This window comes from Sutterella parvirubra YIT 11816 (genome assembly GCF_000250875.1).
In the GTDB taxonomy this organism is placed as follows: Bacteria; Pseudomonadota; Gammaproteobacteria; order Burkholderiales; family Burkholderiaceae_F; genus Sutterella; species Sutterella parvirubra.
Genome location: NZ_JH605012.1, coordinates 4,331 through 6,106, shown reverse-complemented (window position 1 = coordinate 6,106; position 1,776 = coordinate 4,331). Strand labels below are relative to the sequence as shown.

The 1,776-nt window shown below is 63.6% G+C and carries 1 protein-coding gene and 2 tRNA genes; all 3 read right to left on the bottom strand.

Translation table 11 applies throughout. The features are described from left to right. Positions 1 to 427 precede the first annotated feature (427 nt). The 3 genes from HMPREF9440_RS09155 to HMPREF9440_RS10790 all read right to left on the bottom strand — a co-directional run bounded on the left by HMPREF9440_RS09155 (position 428) and on the right by HMPREF9440_RS10790 (position 1,635). Positions 428 to 504: transfer RNA gene (locus HMPREF9440_RS09155), tRNA-Arg, on the bottom strand. Between the two features lie 26 nt (positions 505 to 530). Beyond that, positions 531 to 607: transfer RNA gene (locus HMPREF9440_RS09150), tRNA-Arg, on the bottom strand. Positions 608 to 627: 20 nt separating this feature from the next. Continuing rightward, a complete protein-coding gene (locus HMPREF9440_RS10790) occupies positions 628 to 1,635 on the bottom strand; it encodes a DMT family transporter (RefSeq protein WP_008543553.1) in 1,008 nt (335 codons plus the stop codon). Positions 1,636 to 1,776: the final 141 nt, after the last annotated feature.

Here is a 1,776-nt window from a genome sequence, read left to right as displayed (position 1 = left end):
GGAAGAGCGGTGGAGAACCCGGCGGACAGATCTTCTTGACGCCCGCAGACGTAGCGAAGAGAGGAAGCGCGTGAGGGGTCGGAAAAGGGGCTTCTCCACCGTCGGCCGCAGAAGTTGTTCACAGAAATTGTGCATAACATGATCGTGGAGAACGATTGCGGCGATGGATCTCCGAGGAATCAAGGGCTTAGCGGTTTGCTTAAATTTTAGGCAGCCGTGGAAGGCTCGAATCTGCGGGGACGCCGGGGCGCAGGACTTCGGAGAAGTGCGCCCCAAGTGCTTGGGATCGCGGGCGGGGAAGTGCCGGGGCGCCGACGGAGCAAAGGATCATTTTGAGATTTAGGGCAACAAAAAAGCGCGCTTTTTCAAGCACGCCTCTTCTTGCTGCCATCACCGCCCTTTCGTCCCGGAAAGGAGAGAAGGAGGATGGCGCGGCTGGCAGGATTCGAACCCACGACCCTCTGGTTCGTAGCCAGATACTCTATCCAACTGAGCTACAGCCGCATCCAAATTGTGTTCTGCGTTTCGGTTGGCGCGGCTGGCAGGATTCGAACCCACGACCCTCTGGTTCGTAGCCAGATACTCTATCCAACTGAGCTACAGCCGCTCCGAAGTGCAGAAGCAGAACTATACACATCCCGACGACGTTTGGCAAGGGGTTTCACCAACTTTTTTAGCCGCCCCGTCGTTCGGGCCTTCTTTCGGGGCTTCGGACGGGGGTTCCTGCGCACTGCAGAGCCGTACGGTGAGGGCGATCCCGAGAAGTTCCGCGGCGAGCCCGACCGCGGCGGTGAGCGTGACGGTTTCGCCTTGCCAAAGGGACGCGTAGAGGACCGCAGCGAGCGTCTCGAAGACGAGCATCTGTCCGATCAGAACCGCTGGCATCCTGCGGCTCGCGGCGTTCCAAAGCGCGTTTCCGACCCAGGAGCACCCGATCGCCATGACGAAAATCCAAAAGATGAAGGTCGCGTTGATTCTGCCGAGGAGCCCCGAGGCTTCGGGGAGAAAGGCCAAGCCGGCCAGAGAAACGGGCAGAAGCGCCGCGCCCTGCATCGCGAGCCAAAGCGAGCCGGGAAAGCCCGGGTGTTCGCGGAGCCACCGGCTGTTCGAGAGCGGGAACCACGTCCAGATCGCGACCGACCCCAGAGCCGCGGCGACGCCGAGGGCGAAGTCGGCGCCGGACGCAAAGAACGCGTGGCCTTCGAGCCGCGCGAACTCCTCTGCGTTGAAGACGACGAGGCCCCCGAGAATCATCACGAGGGGCAGGGCGAGCGGCTTCCAGGGGAGAGGACGCCTCGCGGTGAGGTTCGCGGTGATCGTGCAGACGACGGGAATCATCGACGTGAAGGCGCCGGCCACGGCGCCCCCCACGCGCACGACCGCTTCGGTGATGAGCCAGAAGTAGATGAGGTTCCCGACGATCCCGAGCGCGACGGCGAGGAGCCGGTCGCGCGCGGAGGTGCGCAGAGCGCGTCGGAGCTGCGAAGCGACGAAGGCGACGCACACCGCGCCGAAGACGGTGTAGCGCACGAGCGTGATCAGCACCGGTGAGTAGTCGCTCAAAATCAGGGGCGCGACGTAGGTCGAGCCCCAAACGAGGCAGGCGGCGAGCGCGAAGAGAATGCCGGTCAGCATGAGGGAAACGTGGGAAAACGAAGAACGGCGCGCCGAACCGCAAGGTCGGCGCACCGCCCGGGGACCTTTTCCGAAGCGTCGACCCTTTCGGCGGGGTGCTTCGGGAAAGGTCCGGCGGCCGGAGCCCTTGGGGCTCCCGCC